Source organism: Caballeronia ptereochthonis (genome assembly GCF_001545075.1).
Taxonomy (GTDB): domain Bacteria; phylum Pseudomonadota; class Gammaproteobacteria; order Burkholderiales; family Burkholderiaceae; genus Caballeronia; species Caballeronia ptereochthonis.
Genome location: NZ_FCOB02000083.1, coordinates 1 through 2915, shown reverse-complemented (window position 1 = coordinate 2915; position 2915 = coordinate 1). Strand labels below are relative to the sequence as shown.

3 protein-coding genes are annotated in these 2915 nt (G+C 65.5%); all 3 read right to left on the bottom strand.

The genetic code is table 11. From position 1 onward, the window contains the following. A partial coding sequence (locus AWB83_RS35500; RefSeq protein WP_087050256.1) for an NAD(P)(+) transhydrogenase (Re/Si-specific) subunit beta occupies window positions 1–1442 on the bottom strand: 1442 nt, incomplete at its 3' end. Next, window positions 1443–1763, bottom strand: a complete 321-nt coding sequence (locus AWB83_RS35495) for an NAD(P) transhydrogenase subunit alpha part 2 (RefSeq protein WP_008351539.1) — start codon at window positions 1761–1763, stop codon at window positions 1443–1445. Between the two features lie 13 nt (window positions 1764–1776). Further along, on the bottom strand, window positions 1777–2915 hold a 1139-nt coding region (locus AWB83_RS35490), incomplete at its 5' end, for a Re/Si-specific NAD(P)(+) transhydrogenase subunit alpha (RefSeq protein WP_244198004.1).

The window sequence follows — 2915 nt, the reverse complement described above, 5'->3', positions numbered from 1 at the left end:
TACTCCACCGCCTTCATCATCTCCTCCACCACCTTCTTCGCGTCCCCGAACACCATCATCGTCTTGTCCATATAGAACAGCTCGTTGTCGAGCCCGGCGTACCCCGCCGCCATCGACCGCTTGTTCACGATGATCGTGCGCGCCTTGTACGCTTCGAGAATCGGCATGCCCGCGATCGGCGATTTCGGATCGGTCTTCGCGGCGGGGTTCACCACGTCGTTCGCGCCGAGCACCAGCACCACATCGGTCTGCCCGAACTCGCTGTTGATGTCCTCCATCTCGTGCACGAGCTCGTACGGCACTTCGGCTTCCGCCAGCAGCACGTTCATGTGGCCCGGCATGCGCCCCGCGACGGGGTGAATCGCGTACCGCACGTCGATGCCTTTCTCGACGAGCTTGTCCGTCAGCTCCTTCAACGCGTGCTGCGCGCGCGCCACGGCAAGACCATAACCCGGCACGATCACCACGCTCTCGGCGTTGCCGAGCATGAAGGCGGCATCATCGGCGGAACCGGATTTCACCGGACGCTGCTCCGTCGAGCCGCCCTCAGCCGCGCCGCCAGCCTCGCCACCAAACCCGCCGAGAATCACGTTGAAGAACGAGCGGTTCATCGCGCGACACATGATGTACGACAGAATCGCACCCGACGAACCCACCAGCGACCCGGCGATGATCAGCATCGGGTTGTTGAGCGAGAAGCCGATGCCCGCCGCCGCCCAGCCCGAGTACGAGTTGAGCATCGACACGACCACCGGCATGTCCGCGCCGCCGATCGGGATGATGATCAGCACGCCCAGCGCGAACGCGATCAGTGTCATGATGATGAACGGCAGCCACGCCTCGGTGAGCATGAAGATCACGCCGAAGCCGATCATCGCGATGGCGAGCAGCAGGTTGATCAGATGCTGTCCGGCGTAGACGACCGGCGCGCCCTTGAACAGCCGGAACTTGTACTTGCCCGAGAGCTTGCCGAAGGCGATGACCGAGCCGGAGAACGTGATCGCGCCGACGAACGTGCCGATGAACAGCTCGACGCGGTTGCCGTACGGAATCGGCTCGCCGGGCGGCGCGAGCCCGAACGCGGACGGCTCGGCCACGACGCCATACGCGATGCACACGGCCGCCAGACCGATCAGCGAGTGCATGGCCGCGACGAGTTCGGGCATCTTCGTCATCTCGACTTTCGCCGCGATGTACGCGCCCGCGCCGCCGCCGACGATCAGCGCCACGAACAGCAGCGACAGCCCGAGCGCCAGATTGGCTTCGAGATACGCCGCCTGCTTCACGATCAGCGCGAGCGTGGTGAGAATGGCGATCGCCATGCCCGCCATGCCGAACGTGTTGCCGATGCGCGCGGTCTTCGGATTGGACAAGCCCTTGAGCGCCTGGATGAAGCACACCGAGGCGACCAGATACAGGAGAGTGACGACGTTCATGCTCATTTACGCGCCCTCCTTGCTCGTGATCTTCTTGGGCTCTTTCTTCTTGAACATCTCGAGCATTCGCCGTGTGACGAGAAAGCCGCCGAACACGTTGACCGCCGCGAGCAGCACGGCGAGCGTGCCGAAGAACTTGCCCGCGGCGCCGACGGTGAGGCCCACCGCGAGCATCGCGCCGACGATGACGATCGCGGAGATCGCGTTGGTCACGGCCATGAGCGGCGTATGCAGCGCGGGCGTGACGTTCCACACCACGTGATAGCCGACGTAGATGGCCAGCACGAAGATGATGAGGTTGATCACCGTGTGATTGATGACGTCCATGTTCGTCTCCGTGTTAAGCCGCCGCGCGCGCGAGCTGACCGTCGCGGCACTGGAGCGTGGCCGCGACGATGTCGTCCGCGAGGTCGATGTTGAGCGTGCCTTCCTTCGTCAGAATGAGCTTGAGAAAGTCGAGCAGATTGCGTGCGTACAAGGCGGAAGCGTCGGCGGCGACCATCGAAGCCAGATTCGTATGGCCGACGATATGCACGCCGTGCTTCATCACCACCTGATCGACTTCGGTGAGCGGGCAGTTGCCGCCTTTCCTGCCTTCGAACTCGGGGCCGCGTCCGGCGGCGAGATCGACGATCACGGAGCCGGGCTTCATGTGCTTGACCGTCTCCACCGAGATCAGCGTCGGCGCGGGCCGGCCGGGAATCAGCGCGGTCGAGATGACGATATCCGCCGCCTTCGCACGCTCGTGCACTTGCGCCGATTGGCGCGCGAGCCAGCTTGGCGGCATCGGGCGCGCGTAGCCGCCGACGCCAACGGCTGCCTCGCGTTCCTCGTCGGTCTCGTAGGGCACGTCGACGAACTTCGCGCCGAGCGATTCGATTTGCTCCTTCACCGCCGGGCGCACGTCGGACGCTTCGACGACCGCACCGAGCCGCTTGGCGGTGGCGATCGCCTGCAGGCCCGCGACGCCCGCGCCGAGCACGAGCACGCGCGCCGCCTTCACGGTGCCGGCGGCGGTCATGAGCATCGGCATGAAGCGCTGGTAGTACTGGCAGGCCATCAGCACGGCCTTATACCCGGCGATGTTCGCCTGCGAGGAGAGCACGTCGAGGCTCTGGGCGCGCGTGGTGCGCGGCGCGGCTTCGAGCGCGAACGCGGTGACGCCCGAGGCGGCGAGGCGCGCGGTGTTCTCGGTGTTGAAGGGATCGAGCATGCCGATGAGCACGGCGCCCGGCTTGAGCAGCGCCAGTTCCTCGGCGGAAGGCGACTGAACCTTGAGGACGATCTCGGCGGAAAAGGCCGTGGCGGCATCGACGAGATCCGCGCCCGCCTGAGCGAACGCATCGTCGATATAGCTTGCCGGCAAGCCCGCGCCGCTCTGCACCGAGACCCGGTGACCTTGCGTGACGAGCTTCTTGACGGTCTCGGGCGTGGCGGCGACGCGCGCCTCGTTCGCCCGCGTTTCAGCAGGCACTCCGA